The organism is Veillonella parvula (genome assembly GCF_048309325.1).
In the GTDB taxonomy this organism is placed as follows: domain Bacteria; phylum Bacillota; class Negativicutes; order Veillonellales; family Veillonellaceae; genus Veillonella; species Veillonella parvula_T.
On the sequence record NZ_DBFBTX010000002.1, the window covers coordinates 304,664 to 327,910 of the forward strand.

17 protein-coding genes and 1 other RNA gene are annotated in these 23,247 nt (G+C 41.5%); 16 read left to right on the plus strand and 2 right to left on the minus strand.

All coding sequences use genetic code 11. The annotated features are described in order from the left end of the window. Positions 1-148: 148 nt before the first annotated feature. The 3 genes from ACMKPP_RS01780 to ACMKPP_RS01790 all read left to right on the plus strand — a co-directional run bounded on the left by ACMKPP_RS01780 (position 149) and on the right by ACMKPP_RS01790 (position 4,891). Entirely contained in the window at positions 149-1,540 is a 1,392-nt protein-coding gene (locus ACMKPP_RS01780) for a cation:dicarboxylate symporter family transporter (protein ID WP_008602231.1), read from the plus strand. Positions 1,541-1,790: 250 nt separating this feature from the next. After that, positions 1,791-3,344, plus strand: a complete 1,554-nt coding sequence (locus ACMKPP_RS01785; protein WP_021148607.1) for a nitrite/sulfite reductase — start codon at positions 1,791-1,793, stop codon at positions 3,342-3,344. 731 nt (positions 3,345-4,075) lie between these two features. Then, positions 4,076-4,891, plus strand: coding sequence for a nitroreductase family protein (locus tag ACMKPP_RS01790; protein ID WP_004698259.1), 816 nt, complete (start codon positions 4,076-4,078; stop codon positions 4,889-4,891). A gap of 72 nt (positions 4,892-4,963) precedes the next feature. Here ACMKPP_RS01790 and ACMKPP_RS01795 read toward each other — a convergent pair whose 3' ends face one another. Beyond that, positions 4,964-5,782 carry a MetQ/NlpA family ABC transporter substrate-binding protein gene (locus tag ACMKPP_RS01795; RefSeq protein ID WP_004694891.1) on the minus strand — a complete coding sequence of 273 codons (819 nt, stop codon included), beginning with the start codon at positions 5,780-5,782 and terminating at the stop codon, positions 4,964-4,966. Between the two features lie 278 nt (positions 5,783-6,060). On the opposite strand from ACMKPP_RS01795, the gene ACMKPP_RS01800 reads away from it, so the two are divergent. From ACMKPP_RS01800 to ACMKPP_RS01810, 3 genes are all read left to right on the plus strand, one after another. After that, a complete protein-coding gene (locus ACMKPP_RS01800) occupies positions 6,061-7,227 on the plus strand; it encodes an iron-containing alcohol dehydrogenase (RefSeq protein WP_024061294.1) in 1,167 nt (388 codons plus the stop codon). Positions 7,228-7,344: 117 nt separating this feature from the next. Further along, positions 7,345-8,010, plus strand: coding sequence for an AzlC family ABC transporter permease (locus ACMKPP_RS01805; protein WP_008602239.1), 666 nt, complete (start codon positions 7,345-7,347; stop codon positions 8,008-8,010). Then, complete coding sequence (locus tag ACMKPP_RS01810; protein WP_418369219.1) at positions 8,003-8,341, plus strand: branched-chain amino acid transporter permease; 339 nt, start codon at positions 8,003-8,005, stop codon at positions 8,339-8,341. Before ACMKPP_RS01805 ends, ACMKPP_RS01810 begins: the two co-directional genes overlap by 8 nt. A gap of 137 nt (positions 8,342-8,478) precedes the next feature. Here ACMKPP_RS01810 and ACMKPP_RS01815 read toward each other — a convergent pair whose 3' ends face one another. Next, positions 8,479-9,330 (minus strand): aldo/keto reductase, encoded by an 852-nt coding sequence (locus ACMKPP_RS01815; RefSeq protein WP_418369220.1) that lies wholly within the window; start codon positions 9,328-9,330, stop codon positions 8,479-8,481. A gap of 111 nt (positions 9,331-9,441) precedes the next feature. On the opposite strand from ACMKPP_RS01815, the gene ACMKPP_RS01820 reads away from it, so the two are divergent. From ACMKPP_RS01820 to ACMKPP_RS01865, 10 genes are all read left to right on the plus strand, one after another. Next, on the plus strand, positions 9,442-10,557 hold the full coding sequence (locus ACMKPP_RS01820; protein WP_279009247.1) for an efflux RND transporter periplasmic adaptor subunit: 1,116 nt from the start codon (positions 9,442-9,444) through the stop codon (positions 10,555-10,557). Positions 10,558-10,658: 101 nt separating this feature from the next. Next, complete coding sequence (locus ACMKPP_RS01825) at positions 10,659-11,594, plus strand: DUF2156 domain-containing protein (RefSeq protein WP_316062400.1); 936 nt, start codon at positions 10,659-10,661, stop codon at positions 11,592-11,594. Positions 11,595-11,799: 205 nt separating this feature from the next. Further along, on the plus strand, positions 11,800-12,993 hold the full coding sequence (locus ACMKPP_RS01830; RefSeq protein ID WP_418369221.1) for a GNAT family N-acetyltransferase: 1,194 nt from the start codon (positions 11,800-11,802) through the stop codon (positions 12,991-12,993). A gap of 1 nt (position 12,994) precedes the next feature. After that, positions 12,995-13,864, plus strand: a complete 870-nt coding sequence (locus ACMKPP_RS01835; RefSeq protein WP_418369222.1) for an RluA family pseudouridine synthase — start codon at positions 12,995-12,997, stop codon at positions 13,862-13,864. 315 nt (positions 13,865-14,179) lie between these two features. Continuing rightward, complete coding sequence (gene gltB, locus ACMKPP_RS01840; RefSeq protein ID WP_418369223.1) at positions 14,180-18,760, plus strand: glutamate synthase large subunit; 4,581 nt, start codon at positions 14,180-14,182, stop codon at positions 18,758-18,760. Between the two features lie 117 nt (positions 18,761-18,877). Further along, an RNA gene (gene ffs / locus ACMKPP_RS01845) (signal recognition particle sRNA small type) lies at positions 18,878-18,977 on the plus strand. 256 nt (positions 18,978-19,233) lie between these two features. Beyond that, positions 19,234-21,912, plus strand: a complete 2,679-nt coding sequence (dnaX, locus tag ACMKPP_RS01850; RefSeq protein WP_418369224.1) for a DNA polymerase III subunit gamma/tau — start codon at positions 19,234-19,236, stop codon at positions 21,910-21,912. A 140-nt stretch (positions 21,913-22,052) separates the two neighbouring features. Further along, the gene (locus ACMKPP_RS01855) at positions 22,053-22,382 is read left to right on the plus strand and encodes a YbaB/EbfC family nucleoid-associated protein (RefSeq protein WP_008714816.1); all 330 of its coding nucleotides are present in this window, start codon (positions 22,053-22,055) and stop codon (positions 22,380-22,382) included. Further along, positions 22,383-22,979: a recombination mediator RecR gene (gene recR / locus ACMKPP_RS01860; protein WP_004694915.1), complete on the plus strand. Its 597-nt coding sequence runs from the start codon at positions 22,383-22,385 to the stop codon at positions 22,977-22,979. Positions 22,980-22,983: 4 nt separating this feature from the next. Further along, positions 22,984-23,235: a hypothetical protein gene (locus tag ACMKPP_RS01865; RefSeq protein ID WP_004694917.1), complete on the plus strand. Its 252-nt coding sequence runs from the start codon at positions 22,984-22,986 to the stop codon at positions 23,233-23,235. The last annotated feature ends 12 nt before the right edge of the window (positions 23,236-23,247 follow it).

A 23,247-nucleotide genomic window follows, 5' to 3' on the forward strand; every position in this document is an offset into this window, starting at 1 on the left:
TTTCTTCTGGAAAATCGCCTTTTTGGTGTATATATTACAGAATACATTAAATGTTACCAAAAATTAAATATTATACTTGTATTTTTTTCGATATATGCTATACTAAGTTCATAACCTATTGTTGTGATATGAATTAAAGAGGTGTATTATGAATATTCCATTCTTTACAGATTACCTCATGTTAAGCAATCCACTAAGTATTGGTATTATCGCGGTGTTTGTGCTCGTGTTAATTGGTATTTATGTATTGCAACGCAAGGGCACATCCTTCGGTAATCTTGTTATTATTGGTACTATTGCTGGTGCCGTACTTGGTATAGCGGTCCAAATTATTGCAGGCTTCCCTGATGATCCATCCAAAGTGGTTTACATCAAGGAAAGTACAAAGTGGTTCTCTCTCGTAGGGGGCGGTTTCATCGACTTAATCCGCATGCTTGTTATTCCTATCGTTTTTATCTCTATTGTTCACGTTATTTTGCACATGGAGGCAGGTGCTAACCTTAAAAAGTTAGTAGTTGCTATGATTTCTACAAATCTCGGCATGGTAGCCGTTGCTGCTATAGTCGGCCTAATTTTGGGGAATGCCTTCGGTTTAGGTCAAGGTTTTGATATTGTTGAATCTGGTAAGAAGATTCGTGAAATCAAACCTATGGTTGACACATTCCGAGCACTAATTCCAAGCAATCCAATTCAAGCGGCTGCTGAAACAAATGTTATCGGCATTGTTGTATTTGCAATTATTTTGGGTAGCGTAGCTCGTCTGTTAAAACAAACAGGGACAAACTCTATGGAGGTGTTCACAAAACTATTTGATGAACTTCACCAATTGATTTCTTGGGTAGCTGATTTCATCATTGGTCTTATGCCATATGGTGTAGTTGCTTTGTTAGCTTCTACATTGGCAACACGCGGTGTACAAGCTATTCTCGATATGGGCTTGTTCGTAGTATTGCTTTACGTTGGTCTTTTGATTATGTTTGTTGTACAAGCAATCTTGATTACTAGCTTTGGCTACAATCCGATTACATACTTCAAGAAAGCGAAAGCACCACTCTTATTGGCGTTCACTTCTCGTTCTTCGATGGGGGTATTGCCATTAACTGTAGAGACTTTGACAAAACGTCTTGGTGTAAATGCTACAACTGCTAATACAGTAGCTTCCTTCGGTACTACTGCGGGCATGCAAGGTTGTGCGGGCGTGTTCCCAGCACTTGTGGTGGTGTACATCTCTAATGTAGCCAATATTCCATTCGATATGACTATGTATATCATGAGTGTTATCGTTATTGCTATTGGTTCTGTTGGTATCGCAGGCGTGCCAGGTACGGCTACAATGGCGGCATCTGTATCCCTTAGTGGTACAGGACTTGGAGCGTACTTCACCTCCATTAGCCCAATTTTAGCTATCGATCCATTGATTGACATGGGACGTACATGTTTGAACGTATCTGGGTCATTAACAAATGCTTTGGTAGTAGACAAAATTATGGGAACCATCGATAAGGATGCATACAATAATCCTAACGAAGGTCGAGTATAAAAACTAGCAACGCTTAATCATATAAATTATTATAAAAAGGGGCTGTAGCTGAATGTGGTAAAACCACATTTGGTTACAGCCTTTTTTGCCTTTTTAAAATTGATAATTATTACAGATTGTAAACTATATTATTAAGAATCGGTATTGAAATTGTGAGCTTAGCTACTAATATACTTATGCATATATGGTATACTAAGCGTTATAAAGTTACGAATTATGCTTAATAAATATAAGCCAAGAGGGTAATAGTATGATTACACAAGAGTTGAAAGATCGATTAATTGCAGATTATCCAAAGTTTGAGGATATGACACATAAGTTCTATAAGAAAGAACTATCTATTGCAGATTATAAAGGACAGTCTGGTGCCTATGGTAGTTACGCTGAGCGCGGTGCAAATACTGGTATGAGCCGTTGGCGTTTCAATGGTGGCCGCATGACGCGCGAGCACATGCAGTTTTTAGCGGACTCCATTCGTAAATATAACCTACAACACGTACATTTCACTACCGGCCAATGCTTACAAATGCACGGCCTCGATGGTGATACAATATTAAAGCTCTATAAGGAATGTTATGATCACGGTATTTACAACCGTGGTGCTGGTGGTGATAATCCCAATGTGGTGGCTAGTATTTTACGCGGCATTGATCCTCGTGAAACTCTAGATATTACGCCGTATGCAACAGCAATTAGCGAATTTCTTATGGAGCAAATGTTCTATATCAAGATTCCTCGCAAATTTAAAATGGGCATAGATAATGGTTTTGATAGTACCCCACATTCTACGTTCAAGGACCTAGGTTTTAATTTAACAAAACACAATACTTTTGATGTGTATGCTTGTGGCGGTATTGGTCCTAATCCTCGTATTGGTATTCCGGTGGCACATGATGTAGCGCCTGAGGATGTTTTGTACCATGTGAAAGCTATGCTTATGGTCTTTGCTAACCATGGTAACTTCAAAAACCGCGGTAAGGCTCGTACTCGTTACATGCCTGCTGAAATGGGTGGGGCGGAAGCTTTCATCAAGATCTATGAAGAAACCCTAGCTATGGTAAAAGAAGTAGAACACCTAAGTATTAATCCGGCTGATTACGCTTATGAAATTACAAAAACTGGTAAGCGTGATGATTCTGTGGAAAATTATCGTATTCACCGTCAAAAACAAGACGGGTTATACTATGTAGAATATCATCCGGCAGGTGGCGATGCGAACGTTGAACACTTGCTGGCGGCCCTTGACTATGCGGTGACACTTGATCAAGTAGAAGCACGTATTGCGCCAGACCAAGCATTGTTCTTCATCAATCTCACCGCTGATGAAGCACGCAAAATTGCGGAATTAACTGATGACAGTGCTAAAAATGATTTCCGCCGTTCCGTATCTTGCGTTGGTTCTACTATATGTCAGATTGGAATGCAAGACTCTAACGGTCTTTTGAAAGATATCTTCGCACACCTTGAAGAAAAGGGCGTAGATACAAGAAAACTACCTCGTTTACATATATCTGGTTGCCCACACTCCTGTGGTACACACCAAATCGGCGAAATTGGCTTCCATGGTGCTGTAAAATTAGTAGATAAGAAACCTATGGTAGCATTTATTCTTGTAGACGGTGGCTCAGAACACATGGGCTCTGAAAACTTCGGTAAAATGGCCGGCAATATTGTAGCTACAAAAATTCCAGAATTTTTGGAATCTTTAGCAAATATTCTAAACCAATCCCCAGAACCAGACTTTGGGACATGGAGAATGACACACAAAGCGCAATACATGGAACTTATAAAAGCATTTGAGTAAATTCACTTCTCCGCTTGTGATGGGGCCCTAGCATATAAGTAGTTTCTACGTCGATTGCTATGGGGCCCTATTTCATTGCGACAACTTAATTAAAAATAAAACTGGGTACCTCTTTGCTCCGTCCTTCGTAAAGTCGCTGCATAGGTACCCAGTTTCATTTTTATAACACCTGATGTAAATTAGTCCCATAGCAAGCGACTTACTCTGCTAATATACAGAGTAGCCCCATCACAAGCTACATTGGATATTTACTCAATCTGCTTTTATATAATAGGGGGAGGGGAGAGACGGCCAAGTAATTTTGACTAAATTACTATCAAGACTAGCCGTAGGCTAGTCCTTCCGTCACGGTGGGCATGGCGTCACTACTATAAAGTTTATTATAATGTGTAAAATGATAGTGTTTTCTATGATTTGTTTCAAGGTGTAATTGTAATGGGGCTACATAAGTATTAGCTAGATTATTTACGCTTTTGGATGGGACATCTTTATAAATACAGTGATAAAAAAGTAAGAATACGCTTGTGCAGCGACTTTGCGAAGAACGGAGCAAGCAAGCGTATTCTTACTTTTTTTACCAAGTTGTATTAACGAGACGGGGCCCCATCCTAAAAGCAAATGAACAAATGTTAGTTGAGTCCCAATACAGTTAGAATAATTGTTTAAAACTAGATATGACTTGATTTTGTATGTTATAATAGGCTTTATAGTAGTATTTGGAGGATATTCAGATGTTATTTACCGTCAATACAGAAGTCTGTACACGATGCGGCCTTTGCGTTGCTGACTGTCCGACAGGATTGCTGGTGATGTCCGATGCTGGACCTGTAACTGGCAGGGGAGGTTGTATCTCCTGTGGGCATTGTATTTCCGTATGCCCAACGCTTGCTCTTGATAGCGATATGACACCGCGTAAAGAGCAAATCGATATTACAAAGGAACCTAAGTTAACGCCTGAGCAAGCTGAACTATTTATGCGTAGTCGTCGCTCTATTCGTAACTATCAAAATAAACCAGTCCCTGTAGAGCTCATTCGCAAAGTGCTAAACGTTGCAAGAATGGCGCCAACAGCAACTAACACACAAGGTATTTCGTATATAGTAATCCGAGATAAACAAACGTTACGCCGTATTGCTGATCTCGTTCTAGAGTGGATGCATTTAGCTGCAAAAACAGTGCCAATTATGCGCCTTTATGCTCGTGCGGCTCAAGCAGAAGTAGATAAAGGCAAGGAGTATATCTTGCGCGATGCGCCGGCTCTCGTCGTGGCAATTGGCTCTAAAAAAGATATTCATCGTACCCATGATAGTGGTCACTCTTGCTTGTCTTATGCTGAGCTATATGCGCCGACTTTAGGCCTTGGTACTTGTTGGGCAGGCTTTTTTGAACATGCTGGAGAAGCTGAATACCAACCATTATTAGATGAATTAGGTGTACCTGATGATAAAATTGTAGCTGGTGGCATTCTTATGGGATATCCTAAAGTACGATATCGCAATATTGTAGAGCGTCAACCATTAGATGTTACATTTGATACAGAAGAGTAAAAAAGAGATGCCCCAATGATTGTAATCATTGGGGTATCTCTTTTTAGTTATATAGTGACGATATAAACTTTATTAATTGGCAGTTGTAATAGTGCCTTTGAATGTTTCGTCGATGTATTGTTTAATAGCATCAGATTTGTAAATATCTGCAATTTTTTTGTATGTTTCGTTGTCTTTGTCTTCACTACGAACTGCAAGTACGATAACTGTTAGTGGTTCATCTTTAGATTCGAAGAAGAAACCTTGTTTTTCTACACTAAGACCAGCACTTTGCACATAGTTCATTGGAATAACTGCAATTGTTACATCATCTAGACTACGAGGTAATTGAGCTGCTTCTAGTTCTTGAATCTTTATATTCTTCGGGTTAGATGTGATATCTGCAACTGTTGCTTTGAAGCCGACACCATCTTTTAACGTAATTAATCCAGCTTTAGCTAATAATGCTAATGCACGACCACCATTAGTAGGGTCATTTGGGATAGAAACAGTAGCGCCTTCAGGTACATCTTGTACGCTGTGTACACTATTACTATATAAGCCCATACGCACCAAAATTGTTTTACCGATTGCTACTAAGTTGGAACCATTTTGTTTGTTAAAGTTTTCCATAAATGGTACATGTTGATAAGCATTCAGTTGAATATCGCCATCTGCAAGGGCTTTATCAGGTGTTACATAGTCTGAGAATTCAACTACTTTAAGATCGATTCCTTGTTTTTTAGCTTCTTTTGCTACAGCTTCAGCTACTTGTGCATGAGGACCAGATGTAGCACCTATTTTGATTTCTTTTTGTGTTTGTGTTGATTGATTTGATGTACTACCACAACCAGCGATAGCAAATGCAAGAGCACCGATAAGTAATGGTGCTAACAATGTTTTTAATTTCATATAATCATCCCTTTCAAGTCTTATAATGGTTATATCCTATCATGGATGAAGGGGATTTGTATATGATAAAAGCATATCAGTTAGCTATAGATTAAAACTATGGTGAAATTCTAGCTCATTTATAATACAATTCAATATAATATATTGATTAATGTGTTATATTGAATGTGTGATCGCTAGGTAGTAAATTTATATTTTAAATATTTTTGTATAATTCTAATATGGATTCATATATCTATATGTCGGATATATCTATATGTCGGATTAATGGAGGATGTATGTATAATTTTGATTTTTATAACCCTACACATATCGTATTTGGTAAAGACCGTTTAGATGAATTAGATACATTGGTACCAAAGGATGCAAAGGTGCTCATTACTTATGGTGGTGGCTCCGCTGTGCACAGTGGTCTTATTGATCGCATTGTGAAAGCTCTTGGTAACCGCAAGGTTGAACAATTCGGTGGTATTGAACCTAATCCATCTTTAGAAACCTGTGAACGTGCGGTAGCTTTCATCAAAGAACATGGTGTAGATTTCGTGCTTGCTGTAGGTGGTGGTTCCGTTGTGGATGCTACGAAACTCATCGTTATGGGCGCTACCTATGATGGACCTGTTATTGATGTTATGAAGGCTGGAGTGCCAGAGGTGCCCGTTGAAATGGTGCCAAATCCATTACCGTTTGGTACAGTTATGACATTACCTGCAACGGGCTCCGAAATGAACAATGGTGCTGTTATTACGTATGGAAATGGTAAATTTCCTGTATTTAGCAGCTTAGTATTCCCTAAGTTCTCCATGCTAGATCCAACATTGACGTTTACGTTGCCTGAAAAACAGGTTAAGAATGGCGTTATTGATACCTTTGTACATACTACAGAGCAATATTTAACATATCCGGTAGAAGGACGCATTCAAGATCGTTTCAGTGAAGGCATCTTGAAAACTATGATTGAGATTGGCCATATAACTGTAGAGGAGCCTGAAAACTATGATATTCGTGCTAATCACGTATGGGCATCCACATTAGCTTTAAATGGTTTGATTGGCGCTGGCGTGCCACAAGATTGGGCCACACATCTTATTGGTCATGAATTGACTGCTGCGTACCATCTTGATCACGGTATAACATTAGCTATCGTATTGCCTGCATTATTGGAAGTGAAAAAGGCTGATAAGCTTGAAAAATTGGCACAATACGCTACACGTGTATGGCATATCACAGAAGGTACAAAAGAAGAAAAAGCGGATAAGGCTATCGCAAAAACTCGTGAATTCTTCGAATCCCTTGGCGTAGCTACTCATTTGAAAGACTATGGTATTGGTGTAGAAGCTGTGGATACAGTTGTGAAGCAATTAAAAGACCATGGCATGACACAACTTGGTGAAAAAGGTGACATAACACCAGAAGTGGCTCGCGAAATTTTAACACGTGCTTTATAATCGACATGATTGATGATTGATGATTGATGATTGACGACTGATTATACGATATTGAAAGGAGATAGTCCCTTGAATGAGATAAAGCGTCAAAGTGCTTTTTCTTTTGCTTTTCCTATTATGGCTCCTATGGGCATAAGCTTATTTGTTATTGGTTTAGGCTTTGGTTTATATGCTACGAGCCAAGGGCTGCCTTGGTGGACGGCGCCTGTTTTGGCGTCTACTATTTTTGCGGGATCCATGGAGTTTGTGACGATTGGCATGTTGGTGGCTGGATTTGATCCTATTAATGCGTTTGTACTGACCATGTTTGTTAATGGTCGTCACTTCTTCTACGGTTTGTCTGCGCTCCAACGTTATATTCATATGGGGTGGAAATGGTTCCCCACTATTGCTTGGATGTGTGATGAAAGTTTTGCCATCAACATGGGAACGAAGCTGCCAGATGATGTAGATGAAAAGTGGTTTTACTTCCACGTGTCTTGGCTTAACTATATATTTTGGGTATTTAGCACCTTTGTAGGTGGTCTATTTGGTGATTTATTGGCTGACGTAGATTTACGGGGCATCGATTTCGTATTGCCAGGGCTATTTATTGCGGTATTCCTTGAAATGCTACTCAATGCGAAGAATAATAAGATTAGAGCCTTTGGCGTAGCTGGGGTACTAATGGCATTAATCATGCTTGTATTGGTTGGTAAATCACTCTTTATGCTGCTGTCTATGACATGTATGCTTTTCGTCTGTTATGTAGCGTACAAGTGGGGAGGTGTACATCTTGACTAGTACAGAAATGGTCATTACTGTTGCCATTGTTGTAGCCGGTACATTACTTACCCGATTTGGAGCCTTCCTCGTATTTCCTTCAGGAAAAAAAGCACCAGATTTTGTACTATTTTTAGGTAAGGCATTACCAGCCGCTGTTATGGGCATGCTCGTTGTATATACCTTTAAAGAGACTGTCGTGTTAGCATATCCGTACGGTATTCCGGAGCTCATAGCCTTGGTTGTTACGGTAGGTTTACATTTATGGAAACGTAACATGCTCATATCGATTGCTGCTGGTACAGTAATTTATATGATTCTTGTACAAGCCATATTTAATGTGACAAAATAAAATAAACCACGTATATCTATTCCTATGAAAGATTAGATATACGTGGTTTTATTTTTACATATACTATTTTGCTTATCGCGATGGCATGATTGTTATATTTGTTGCCAACAATGCATGTTTAATTAGTATATTATGTTTTATTTGAGTTGTAATAGCCTTTCAAGACCAGGCGCAGTATGATGGTCTTCCAAGAAGTCTTGTTGGTCTAGTAGTTCCATAACGTCCATATCGATGTTGGTGAGTTTGAAATCGAATACATCGAAGTTTGCTTCCATATGGCTCACGTTATTTGCCTTTGGCAATGGAATGATGCCTTGTTGGATGTGCCAGCGCAAGATGATTTGATGTTTTGAAACACCGTATTTTTCTGCCAAGCTTTTGATGATTGGATGGTCAAAAATCGGTTGGCGGTCACGGGTAAATGGAGACCATGCCATGCCTACAACTTGATGCTTTCTCATTAATTGTAAAAGTGATTGACGTTGGTTGAACGGGTGGCATTCGATTTGGTTGACCACCGGCTTTACATTGCAGTGGTACAGCAAGTCAATGAGGCGGTCTTCGTAAAAGTTAGATAGACCTAACCCACGGAGTACATTTTGATCGTATAATTCTTCCATGGCGCGCCAAGAACCGTAGTAATCACCCAGTGGTTGATGTACTAGCATGATGTCAATATAGTTGGTATCTAATCTCTTTAAGGAACTTTCAACAGCACGCATCGTATTATCGTAGCCTGCATCAGTGTGCCAGATTTTGGTAGTGATGATTACATCTGTTCGTTTAATCCCAGATGCTTTGATTCCTTTAGCCACGGCTTCTTCATTGCCATAATAGGCGGCCGTATCGAGTAAACGATAGCCTACGCCAAGTGCATTGGCAACGGCCTGTTCAGTCTCTCCTTCGGTGCCTGTTTTATAGGTACCATAACCGATGGAGGGAATGAAGCTACCATTGTTTAAAATTCTAAAGTCCATCCGTTCTTCCATGAGAACCTCCGTTATATCCATAAATTAAAGGAATTAGCTTTCATACAATTCTAACTGATTTTATGATATACTAAGGTATTGATAAAAATCAATATGATAGGAAGTGACAGAATGCAAATAAATCGTTTCTGCTCTGTAATTGCTATCCTTGGTGTTATGATTATGACACTCGCTATTGCGGGATGTGGTACGAAAACCGTATCCGTCGCAGAGGTAACGTACAAGGATATGCCGTTGCAGATTCATAATGATGCCAATGTAACGGCCCTTAATAAGGCGACGATAACGCCGACCTTGACGGGGCAGGTCGTGTATGCTGTGAAAGTAGGCGACCAAGTACAGCAAGGTCAAACTGTGGCCACTGTAGATACATCGGCTTTACAACAACAGCTAGCATCCTTGCAAGGACAATTAGCACAAGCCCAATCACAATCATATGCCACAGCTGTGACGACTACGACTGCAGCATCTATAGATAGTACTCAATTGGAACAGGCTCAACGCATGCGCGAAGCAGGCATAATCACACAAAAAGAATATGATCGTATTTTGGAACGATCTCAACCACAAACTACAACAGTCACAACTGGTGGTGGGGGAGGCGTCAATACGGCGGCTATCGAGGCACAAATTGCTCAAGTATCAGCACAGATGGCAGCTTCTACAATCGTGGCTCCTATAGCAGGTACGGTGACATCTATTTATAACGAAGACCGTCAAATGGCGATTGCGGACCGTCCGTTTATGATGATTCAGCAATCCACGCCGATGGTAGCATCCCTCAGCATTCCCCGTGATGCGGCTATGAAGTTAGGTACATCTGAAGCCAAGAATGGTATGAAGGTACTTCTCAAGGTGGGGGACCAAGAAATACCGGGGGAATTGACTTACGTAGATATTACTCAGCCTGAAAATGTGCCAAGTGTTCTCGTAAAAGCTACTTTCAACAATGAGAAAGGCCTTATCAAGGCTGGTGAATTCTATACACTCGTTATTGAATCTAATGTGAAAGCCAAGATGCTGACCGTTCCAACTAAGGCGGTTCGGGAAAATCAAGATGGCAAATATGTATATGTATTAACCGAGAATAATACAGTTGATGTACGTGTTGTTGAGGTAGGCATTACTGAAGGTGATGACGTAGCTATTATTTCTGGACTCAACGAAGGTGACAAGGTTATCACAACGGATGGCACCTTTGAGTTAGGTGAATCTGTAAAATTGTGATTACGACCCCTATGGGTTTAATACTAGATTGTTAGGATTATGTTTAAACATAATAGAATCGAAACTTTCACAGACCGTGAAAGTAACCTCAAAAGAGGAATCTGATAGGAGGGATTATTATTTTAGAATTTAAACGTTTTGAATTGCGAGATAAACCATTAATCGACAAGTATTTTGAACAACATCATTATGAAGCATCCGATAATTGCTTTACTACATTGTTTATGTGGCAAGATCCATACGGTATTCGCTGGGCTGAAGAGAATGGCGTATTGTATATCCAAGGTGGCGGCAAGCGTGAGCCATTCCTATTGCCTCCATTTGCTGGTAAAGATGCAAAGTTCCTTGATGGTTTGTTGCGTGCTAAAGAATGGTTCGTAGAAAATAAATTGCCGTTCCGTTTTAAAGGCGTTAGCAAAGATGTAAAAGAACGCATGGAAGACCTATGTCCTGGTCGCTATGCATTTACACCTGACCGCGACAACTACGAATACATTTACAAGTCCGAAGATCTTATCAACTTGTCTGGTAAGAAATTCCGTCAAAAGAAAAACCATTTAAATCAATTCCGCATGCAATATTCTAACTATGAATATGTGCCAATTACAGATGATATCATCCCATTATGTCGTGAAACGGCAGCATCTTGGGTAGAAACGCATCATGAAGAAGGTATCGAAGATGAATTGGTAGCCATCAATTTATTATTTGATAACTGGGATGTGTTGGGTCTTAAAGGCGGTGCCATTAAATTATTTGGCCGTGTCGAGGCCTTTAGTATCGGTGAGCTTCTCAATGACAGAATTGCTTTGATTCACATTGAAAAAGCAAATCCAGATATTCGTGGTTTGTATCAAGCTATCAATAATGAATTCATTCGTCATGAATTTAGCGAAGTAGAATTCATCAACCGTGAAGAAGATATGGGCTTGCCTGGTCTTCGTCAAGCAAAAGAATCTTATAACCCAGATCATTTTGCTGAAAAATATGACGCAGTATATGCTAACGAAGCAGATAATGCGACAGGTGGTAAATAAAATCTGAGCTATGAAGTCGATGTGCTTCATAGCTCATTTTGTTATAATAGAATTGTTAGACTATCTATTTGAATGTAACTATCGTATCATCATGGCGATATGGCCATATGGCGATGTGATGTGCTTAAATTAGATCAGATTAGATATTATACGCTGTGACGCGACAGATAGATAACGGCTCTTATGATATAACGAGGACATAATTATGGAATTTAGAATTGCGACGGCTCAAGATACGTCTCATGTGGAAAATCTATGGGCGTACTGCTTTGAACCTAAGGAAGATCCATTCTTCCAATATTATTTTAAAAACTGCTATGAACCAGAGAATACAATGGTCGGCCTAGAGCAGGATCAATTGTTGAGCACCGTTCATTTGCGCCAATATAATCTTAATGTACGTGGTGCTGTACTACCTACAAGCTATATGGTAGGCGTTGCAACGCATCCTGCGGCTCGCCGCGGTGGTGTAGGCGGTGCACTGTTAACTGCTGCACTAGAGGAGCTTCGTAAACGCGGTCAAGCTATGACGATTTTGATGCCATCCAAGGCAGCGTTCTATCAACAATATGGTTGGGAGCTTTATGCTCATCAATGGGTGAATACCATGTCGCTAGAAGACTTGCGCCCTATGACAGATAAAACGTTGAGCTTTGGCTTACTAAATAGTGTAGATCAATGGACTTTGTTAGATCCAGTATATAAAACATATACGGCTCGTCTTTCTGGCTACGCAGAACGTGGTGAAAAGGAATGGAAATGTTTGTTAGGCAGTTTCTTTGCAGAAGGTGTAAATGTTGCTGTAGTGCGCAACGATGACCATGTCATTGAAGGCTACGCAGTGTATCGTTTAGGTCAGCCTGAAATTCCTGTTACTGAGTTGGTTTACACGACACGCCGTGCACAACGTGCATTATTGAATTATTTCTATAATCACCGTTCTCAAGGTACGTCTATCCGTTGGAATGAAGGCCTTCACGATACATATTATCGCTTCTATCCTGATGGTAGAACTGGCCACGCTACCATGCCATATATGATGAGTCGTATTGTAGATGTAAAAGCTGCTTTTGAAGCAATTCCTGTCAATCAAGAGGCATTGATGATGCCTATAACAATGACCTTTGCTGTAAAAGATGGGCTTTGCAGTTGGAACGAAGGTCGCTATGAAGTACAATATGGCAGTGCATTAACTCCATCCGTTAAAAAGATTTCTGATACGATAGAGGGTGAAACAGATATTACCATTGAGGTCGGTGCGTTGAGCCAGTTATTAATGGGCACACTTACGGCTCGAGACCTTGCGTTTGAAGGGAAACTTTCAGTAAGCGAAGAATGGTTAGACTATTTCGATATTCTCTATCCTGAACAAAAAACATATATTAACGAATGGTGGTAATATGAGTTGGAAAACGTATACGGTGAAAGAACCAACTGAGTTGACGGTTTCTAAATATGTAAAGGAACGATTTTCCCTATCCTCTCGGGATATCCAAATGATGTTTCGCAAGAAACGGGTGAAAGTTAATAGCCGTGTGGCTCATTCGCAGCGGGCACTTAAAAAAGGGGATGTATTAACCTTGGAGTTACCACAAGATAAGGATTATGGAGTAGACGTAGAAAAGGGGCCGATTACCGTTCTCTACGAGGATGCTCATACCTTAGTTGTAAATAAAGCTCCTTTTATGCTCGTTCATCCAGTAGGGCAAACAAAGTCTTGCACCTTAAGCAATTATATAGCTGGTTATTATGCGAAAAAGGGTGTAGTTCATAAGGTTCGTCCTGTGCATCGCCTCGACCGAGATACATCGGGGTGTATTCTATTTGGTAAAACAAAGGAAGCACAACAATATTATACGGATGAGCTACAAGCAGGTCGTATCGATCGTATTTATACAGGACTTGTAGAAGGTCATATTGATGCGGATGGCATGGTTGATAAGCCTATTGGGGTAGATCCAGTATTCGATAATCGCCGTGTTATCGATGAGTTTGGTCAGCCTGCTCAAACGGAATATACCGTTCTCGGTTATGAAGGAGACAATACTCTGTTACGTTTTAAATTGTTGACTGGCAGAACTCATCAAATTCGGGTTCACATGGAACATATTGGCCATCCTATTATTGGTGATGCTATGTATGGTACGCGCAATAAGCCCTATACACGCCAATGTTTGCACGCATCGGAGCTAACCTTTGTACCGTATGGTAAGGATGAAGCTATTACGATTACCTGTGAAGTAGGGGATAATTTTGGTCGAGAAAAATAACTGTTGATTTTTCCACTCTAAATAATAAGATTATCGTATTTATTGGATGAGAAGCTTATTATCCCTGTATCCTTGTATACAAAAAACAATAGTGATAAAAACTCATAGTCTATGCATGAAAAGCATAGACTATGTTTTTTTTATATTTTCAATTCACAGTGGACAGGAGTATACTGTGTATAGACATAAAATTCTATAGAATGTTAAATTGATAATTTTATAGAGAAATAGTTTGTTAGTTATACTTTTACCAAGACCGAACGGAACGATGCCGCAGTGCTTGGAATAATCAAGTGATATGAAGGAGTGCACGTTATGGATATGAAGCAAAGCACAATAGAGCAACAACGTCTAGATCAAGCTAGACTTGAAGCCAATGGTATGTACAGCAGCCAATTTGAAAAGGATGCGTGTGGCATGGGCTTCGTTGTTAATATTAAGGGAAAAAAATCTCATGATATTATCGACGATGGTTTACGCATTTTGGAGCGCTTGGAACATCGTGGTGGTGCTGGTGCCGACAAGGACACCGGGGATGGTGCCGGTATTTTGGTACAAATTCCGCATGAGTTCTTCAAGCGCGAGTGTGAAGTGCTTGGTATTAACCTACCTGCAGCTGGCGAATATGGCGTAGGGATGGTCTTTGCCCATAAATATGAAAGCCTCCGTAACGAGCAAAAACGAATTCTCGAAGAGGTCGTACGCGAAGAGGGGCAAGTTGTTCTCGGCTGGCGTGAAGTACCGGTCGATGGTACAAAGGTAGGCAAAGAGGCTGCGGCGATTCGTCCTTGGATGATTCAAATCCTCATCGGCAAAGGTCCAGATGTAACTAACAATAAGGAATTTGAACGCAAATTATATATCATTCGTAAATTGGCGGAAAAACGTATTATTCCATTAAGCAAGGAATTATCTAGCGATTTTTATATTGCCTCCTTGTCTTCTAAAACAATCGTATATAAAGGTATGTTAACACCTGGTCAATTGCGCGACTTCTACCTTGATTTGAGCGACCTTGACTTTACCTCTGCGTTGGCAATGGTTCACTCCCGTTTCAGTACGAATACATTCCCAAGCTGGGCGCGGGCACATCCTAACCGTTTCTTAGTTCACAACGGTGAAATCAATACTATTCGCGGTAATGTAAACTGGATCAATGCTCGTGAAGGTAAAGCGGAATCCCCATTATTCCCAGATATCAAAAAAGTATTCCCTGTTGTTGATGATAGCGGTTCTGACTCTGCTATGTTTGATAACACATTAGAATTCTTGCACATGACAGGCCGCTCCTTGCCTCATGCGATTATGATGATGATTCCTGAGCCTTGGGAACGCAATAATCTCATGAGCCAAGAAAAACATGATTTTTACGAGTTCAATAGCTTTATGATGGAACCTTGGGATGGTCCTGCGGCTATGGGCTTTACCGATGGTACAGTTATCGGCGGTGTCCTTGACCGCAACGGTTTGCGTCCTGCTCGTTACTATGTGACAACAGATGACCGCGTTATCATGGCTTCCGAGGTTGGCGTTGTAAACGAAAATGCTGAAAACATCCGCGCTAAAGGCCGTTTGGAACCAGGTAAAATGCTACTCATTGATACAGAGGAGCAACGTATCATCTCCGATGAAGAAATCAAACATCGCGTCGCTACTGAATTACCATACAATGAATGGGTAAAGGAACACGTTATTCATTTGTCTGAAATTACGCAAGCCGATGAAAGTACAATTCCAACAGTAGATGATTTATTCAAAGAACAACAAGCTTTTGGTTATACCCAAGAAGACCTTGTGCGTATGATCGTGCCTATGGCAAAAGATGGGAAAGATCCTGTTGGTGCCATGGGGGCCGACGCGCCTTTAGCTATCTTGTCAGATAAACCACAATTGCTATATAGCTACTTCAAGCAAATGTTTGCGCAAGTAACGAATCCTCCAATTGATTCTATTCGTGAGGAAATGGTTACATCTACACGGGTTATGCTTGGTAACTCTGGTAATTTAACAGAACCTAACAAAGCTGGTACCTATGCATTGTCCATGCGCACCCCAATTCTTACAAACCAAGAATTGGCGTCCATCAAAGCTCTTGATTGCCGTCGTATGAAATCTGTAACCTTGCCAATCCTATTTGACCCAACTAAGGGTGCCGAAGGCTTGCGCGATGCATTAGATGAATTGTGTGCTAAGGCAGAAGAAGCAGCTCGTACAGATCAAAATGTATTGATTTTATCCGACCGTGGTGTCGATGAACATCATGCGCCAATTCCAGCGTTGTTGGCTGTAGCTGCTGTTCACAATCATTTGATTAACAAAGTATTGCGTACAGAAATTGGCCTCATTCTTGAATCTGGTGAACCACGCGAAGTTCATCACTTCTGTACATTAATCGGTTATGGTGTAACAGCTATCAACCCATACTTGGCGCTTGAAACTGTACGCGATTTGCAAGCTCGGAAACGCCTTGGCGATATTACACCAGAACAAGCAGAAAAGAACTACATCAAGGCTGCTGTAGGTGGCATTATGAAGGTTATGTCCAAAATGGGTATTTCCACAGTTCGTTCCTACCACGGTGCACAAATCTTTGAAGCGTTGGGCTTGAATACTAACTTTATTAACAAGTTCTTCGTAAATACACCAACACGTATTGGCGGTATTGGTCTTGGTGGTGTAGCACATGAAGCATTAGCTCGTTTTGAACGGGCTTTCAAATCCGACGAAACTGTACTCGAACCAGGCGGTTGGTATGGTCCAGTAAAAGATGGGGAAGAGCATCTATTTAACCCTAAGACTATCGACCTGTTACAAGAATCCCTTATCGGAAAGGATTATGCAAAATATAAAGAATACTCCAAAGCGATTCGCAATGATTACCATGTTACATTGCGTTCTTTAATGGAATTGAATTATCCTGTAGGCGGTGGTATTCCTATCGAAGAGGTTGAACCGGAAGAGTCTATCGTAAAACGCTTTAAAGCGGGCGCTATGAGTTACGGTGCCATCAGTAAAGAAGCGCATGAAGCGATCGCTATCGCTATGAATCGTTTAGGCTCTACATCCAACTCTGGTGAAGGCGGCGAAGACGTAGATCGTTTCAAACCATTGCCAAACGGCGATAGCATGAACTCCGAAGTAAAACAGATTGCATCTGGTCGTTTCGGGGTAACAGCGAATTATTTGATCAATGCAAAAGAGTTGCAAATTAAATGTGCTCAAGGCGCAAAACCAGGTGAAGGTGGTCAATTACCAGGCAAAAAGGTATATCCTGAAATTGCAAAAGCTCGTCACTCCACTCCTGGCGTTGAGCTCGTATCTCCACCACCACATCACGATATTTACTCCATCGAAGACTTGGCTGAATTGATTTATGACTTGAAATGCGTCAATAAAGATGCGCGTATTTCTGTTAAACTGACATCTGAAGCAGGCGTTGGCACGATTGCTGCTGGTGTTGCGAAAGCGAAAGCGGATAATATCTTGATTTCCGGATACGATGGTGGTACTGGTGCGGCAGGTCGTACATCTGTTAAACACGCTGGTGTGCCTTGGGAATTAGGTTTGTCTGAAACTCATCAAACCTTGATGCTCAATAGATTGCGTGACCGTGTTCAATTAGAAGTAGACTCTAAATTGATGACTGGTTTCGATGTGGCTGTAGCGGCTATGCTCGGTGCTGAGTTATTCGGCTTTGGCACATTGCCACTCGTTGCGGTAGGCTGTAAAATGGCTCGTGTATGTAATCTTAATACATGCCCTTATGGTGTAGCTACACAAGACGAAAAATTGCGTGCTCGTTTCACAGGTAAGCCTGAATATGTTGAAAACTTGATGATTTTTATCGCACGTGAATTGCGTGAAATTATGGCTCGCCTAGGTATTCGCTCCGTAGCTGAACTCGTTGGGCGTATCGATCTTGTACGTCAAAAATCGCAAGACGATAACTTCAAGTTGTCTCGCGTTGACCTTAAACGTATATTGTTCCGTCCGTACATCGACGTCTCTGTAGGGCATATGCACATGGTTGACCAAGATCACGAGTTAGAACGCACCTTGGATATGTCCAAGCTCTTGCGTATGTGCCGTCCTGCTATTGAGGACCAAAAACCGATTCGCGCTAAATTGGCTATCACTAACATCAATCGTGTTGTAGGTACCTTGGTTGGTTCTGAGGTGACTCGTCGTTATGGTGAAAGCGGTTTGCCAGATAACACAATCAAGTTGAACTTTGAAGGCTCTGCAGGCCAATCCTTTGGTGCTTTCATCCCTAAAGGCATGACCTTAGAACTCGAAGGGGATGCAAATGATTACCTCGGTAAAGGCTTGTCCGGCGGTACTATAACGGTGTACCCACCTAAGAAATCTATCTTTGAAGCGGACGAAAACATCCTAATTGGTAATGTTGCCTTCTATGGTGCAACCTCTGGTACATCCTACATCAACGGTGTAGCTGGTGAACGTTTTGCCGTTCGTAACAGTGGTATCACGGCTGTTGTGGAAGGTGTCGGCGACCATGGTTGTGAATACATGACCGGTGGCGAAGTGCTCGTACTCGGTAAAATCGGCCGTAACTTCGGAGCAGGTATGTCCGGTGGCTATGCGTACATCCTCGATTGCGATGAACGCTATGTAAATCCAGGTCTCGTAGAACTACGTCCTGCCAATAATGATGACCTTAAACGCATTAAAGAACTAGTAGAACAACATGTATTGCATACTAACTCCGCTAAAGGCCGTCACATCATTGAAAACTGGAATAACTTTGTTAACAGATTCACAAAGGTTGTACCTGTAGCATACGAGGAAATGCAAGCTGCTATTGAACGCTTTAAAGAACAAGGCTTGTCCTTAGAGGAAGCTCAATTAGCTGCATTTAAAGAAAAATATGCATAATATATTTCTTCTTAGTTAATTTTTGTTATATAAGAATACAGTGAAAAGCCTCTATAGCTTTGACTATAGAGGCTTTTTCATGTATAATATTTATATTGCAATATTGGATCATGGCAGTTCTCGGGCCTGTGCAATGGGGGCCTGTGAATCGTGTCAGGACTGAGAGGTAGCAGCACTAAGCGGTAACCTTCATGTGCCACGGGGAACCCGGGGGCTGTCGTGATCGAGTATTGCAAGGCGGCCTGTGAGGTCGCTTTTTTTATGTCTAATTTAGGAATGTATGATACTTTATTCTGGACTATACGATGTTTTATTGTGAACCATATGATGGAATTTTGACTAGTAAATATCTACAAAGTTTATAAATAAACATATCACTTTGGAAATGTGGAGAGAACTATATTAAAGAAGTCAGATTTTCTTGAATATGGTATAATAAAGTATTGTAAGTTTCGGAAAAAGGGGGTGTTCCAATGGCATATATTGCGCTATATCGTAAGTATCGTCCGCAGACATTTACCGATGTAGTCGGTCAGCATCAGGTGTCTGATACATTGATGCGCGCTATCCGGGAGGATAAGGTAGCTCATGCCTATTTATTTGCCGGTCCGCGGGGGACTGGTAAGACGAGCATGGCGAAGATTTTTGCGCGCGCTATCAACTGCGAGCATGGCCCAACGGATCACCCTTGTAATGAGTGTAGTGCTTGTAGATCGATTTTGAGTGGCCAGTCCATGGACGTCCTTGAAATCGATGCCGCATCTAATCGCGGTATCGATGAGGTGCGTGCTCTTCGTGAAAGCGTCAAATTTATGCCTGTTGAAGGGCGTAAAAAGGTGTTCATCATCGATGAAGCCCACATGCTCACTACAGAGGCGTGGAATGCACTTTTAAAAACCATAGAAGAACCTCCTGCTCATGTGATGTTTATCTTTGCTACTACAGAAATTGAAAAATTGCCTGTTACTATCGTGTCTCGTTGTCAGCGGTACACCTTTAGATGCATTACATCTGATGATATTGCACAACGCTTATCTTACGTAGCAGAAAAAGAAGGCTTTGGCCTTGATTCTGCAGCAGCGCAGCTCATTGCTGTTCATGCAGATGGTGGCTTGCGTGATGCCTTGAGTATTTTAGACCAATGTGCCGGTATGGCAACAGGCTCTATTACACCGCAAGTGGTGGAAGAGTTAATCGGTCTCGTAAGTAAGGAATGGATTATTCACTTCCTAGATGCTTTGCGCAACGGAGATGGCCCTAAAGTATTATCTTACGTTCACGATGCCTTGGCAGAAGGTCGCGATGCGACGCAAATTATGGAAGCCCTCATTCAACATGTGCGTGCCTTGCTCGTTGGTAAGGTGGCTCCTGATGCGGATGAGCTCAAGGTATATGATGCCTTTAAGGATGAGTTTCTAGTTCAAGCCAATAGTGTTGATTTCAATGAACTTAATCAATATGTGCGCAGTGCGCAATCCATTATGAATGATGCGAAACAAGTGGATAATCCACGAACCATCATTGAAATGGGTCTACTTGTGCTTTGTGCTAAATTAGGCTCTGTTGATGAAAGCTTAGAAGATCGTGTATATGCTCTAGAAAGTGTTGAGCGATCTGAACGAAATGATTTGTTGAACCGTATGGCTCAATTGGAACAACGAGGCTCAGAGGCTCCTACACCAGCTTATGGTGCTAATGCATTTGGTCCACCTAGCGGCTATGCGAACAGCTTTGTTCCTGTAGATAATGCTGCTGTGCAGAATTCTTCCATGAGTAGTATTCAAAATACTGCTGTTGGCACTGTGCCACCTCCAAGCAGCGTAGGTATGACACCACCGCCTGCGAATGTGGGTATGACTCCACCACCAATGGGAGCACCAGGTAGTACACCTCCTCCGATGAATGGAGTGGGTATGGCTCCGCCACCAATGGGCGGTGTTGGCATGGTGCCACCGCCAAATAATGGGGATACGGTTTCCAAAAAACCTACAAGAAACCAAGCTAAAGGTCGTGCTAAAAAAGGTGTTAGTACACAGGCCATCATTAGTGACCAAATCTTGTCTGCTCAAGAGTATCGCAATGTACAATCCAATGTGATTAAATACTTGAAGGATAGCAATCGCAATATGACCTCTACAGTTATTGGTCAAGGTCAACTTGTATATGTAGACCAAAGCAAGGCGGTCATGGCCTTTAAAAATACATTGCATCTCAATGTGATGACTAATGAAGTGAACTTGGCTGAAGCAGCTGATGCTTTCACTTATACACTGGGCTATGCGGTACACGTAGAAATCGTGGATGCTCTCACGCAAGTTTATAAAGACTATAAAAAGGCTGCTGGTAGCACCACACAACGCCAAGTAAAAGCACCACAACGGCCTCAAGAACCAATGGTTGATGTAAAGACGACCTCCGGTGGGCAACCGACACAAATGGATTTAACCAATAATCCTAAAGAGAGTAAGCCTGATTCTGCGGCTGTGGACGCGGCTAAGGCTGCGGCTATGGCATTCTTAGCCAAGAAAACCGGCGGTGCTGTTGCAAATACAGTAGTTAGTGATAATGAGAATACAACTACAATAGCTGCATCAGAAACTGCATTAGGAGCTGGCGTAGAAACAGAGCCAGCATCCGGTGGAGATGTGCCGATTACATCTTTTGATGGCAGTCCATCTAATCAGGTTTCTGATGGTGAAATTCCTATTGAGTCTCTAGCGGGTTCTATTGAAGGGGATGATATTCCGGTTCATTCCTTTGATGATGTGCCTGTAGATGATATGGAGGGTTCTTATGTATCATCCTTAGATGATATGCCACCACATCCATTAGATAGTGTGACTGTTATCAGCGAGGATGGTGAAGTGTTAGAGCGCCCTATGGATAGCGGTGCACATATCGAGGTGGAAGCTGTCCCAAAGTCTGATGGGGTTGAACCTCGTGAAGTAACCCCGCATCAAAGTGATGGAAATGCTATGCTTTCACCAGCACCTGTTGAAATAGAGGCTATTGATAGTGTTACGGTGGCTCGAGAATACGCCTGGGATCCAGAGCATATGACAGAAGAGGAACGAAATAATCCTCTCTTGGCAGAAACATTAGAAAAACTATCTGAAGACCATGACATCATCGTCGAGGTCATCGAAGAATAGATGAAAAGCAATCGTTATATAATAACCTTTGGCCTTAGGGCTATTAGGAGACATATATGTTATAAACCTATGTCATATAGTATTAATGATATGGACTTAGAATATTAGTATAGGACGATGTCCTAAAAGGAGGAAATACAATGTTTGGTAAAGGTATGGGCAATATGACTGGCATGATGAAAAAAGTTCAAAAAATGCAAGCAGATATGAAGAAAATGCAAGAAGAGTTAAAAACTCGTACTGTAGAAGCTTCCGTAGGTGGCGGTGCTGTAACCGTTGTGATGAACGGTGAAAAAATCATCGAATCTTTGAAATTGAACCCTACAGCTGTTGATCCTGAAGATGTAGAAATGTTAGAAGATCTAGTAATGGCTGCGGTAAACGAAGCTAGTAAAAAAGTAGACGACCTCTTGGCTCAAGAAATGGGCAAGGTAACTGGTGGTCTAAACTTGCCAACAGGTTTATTCTAAATGACAAACGCTTTAGAACGGCTCGTAGAACAGCTGCGCCGCTTACCTGGTATCGGTTCTAAGTCGGCTAGACGCTTGGCTTATCATTTGGTAGAAATGCCGAAGGAAGAGGTAGACCGCCTCGTGGAAACTATCGTAGAAGCGAAGGGGGCTACGCGTCACTGTTCTATTTGCTTTAACTTATCAGCTCAAGATCCTTGCGAATTCTGTAGCAATCCAAATCGCGATCAAACGACAATCATGGTTGTTGAAACATCTCGCGATGTCATTGCTATCGAGCGCAGTGGTGATTACAAGGGCTTGTATCATGTATTGGAAGGTGCCTTGTCCCCTATGGAGGGCATCGGTGCTGACGATATTCGCGTAAAAGAATTAATTGCACGCCTTCGCGATGGTGTTGTACAAGAGGTTATCCTCGCGACAGACCCGGATGTCGAAGGGGAAGCAACAGCTCTGTATTTGGCGAGATTATTAAGTCCAAGTGGCATCAAGGTAACGCGCATTGCCCGCGGTGTTCCTGTGGGTGGCGATATTGAATATGCCGATGAATTAACGCTAGGCGGTGCCGTAGTGAACCGTCAAGAAATGAAAGGATAGTAGTATGGGAGCTTTATTAGCATCACCGATTATATCGGCGGTTATTTCCATTGCTGTAGCCTACATTGCTTTCAAAGTAGCATTTTTCACCATTAAACGGGTGGCTATGAATGTTGTGATTGGTGGGTTAACCTACTGGGTATGCGTTCATATACTTAATATTCCAATGGATATTGGGGTGGGTATTTGGGCATTAACAGCAATTTTAGGCCCTATTCCTATGGTCTTAGCTGCTATATATTACGGCATTAAATAACAGGAGGTTTTT